The organism is Chitinophaga agrisoli (assembly GCF_008386695.1).
Taxonomy (GTDB): domain Bacteria; phylum Bacteroidota; class Bacteroidia; order Chitinophagales; family Chitinophagaceae; genus Chitinophaga; species Chitinophaga agrisoli.
The window spans coordinates 1-298 of record NZ_VUOC01000142.1 but is presented as its reverse complement, the minus strand read 5'-3'; the positions used below and the strand labels follow the sequence as shown (position 1 = coordinate 298).

The following is a 298-nucleotide window of genomic DNA, read 5'->3' as shown; positions in this document are numbered from 1 at the left end:
TTATTCTCTAAAACGGGGGTGGAATATTTTAAAATAAACATAGACACATATAAAACTGATGGAGTACTAGAAAAACTTAAGAATGAACGTGGTTACACATATGAAGATGAGATGGTCTGTTCCAAGGAATGTCTTCCGAATTATGAGGAGCAGATAAAATCTTTTTACACTGAGCACTTGCATACCGATGAGGAAATTAGATTTATCCTAGACGGCTCTGGTTACTTTGACGTGAGAGATGGTGAGGATCAATGGATCCGTATTGCCGTGTCCAAGGGAGACATGCTGGTCATCCCGA

General features: G+C 39.6%; 1 protein-coding gene. It reads left to right on the top strand.

The genetic code is table 11. The annotated features are described in order from the left end of the window. Window positions 1–298, top strand: a 298-nt coding sequence (locus tag F0L74_RS34780; RefSeq protein WP_213087189.1) for a 1,2-dihydroxy-3-keto-5-methylthiopentene dioxygenase, incomplete at both ends; no start/stop codon positions are given.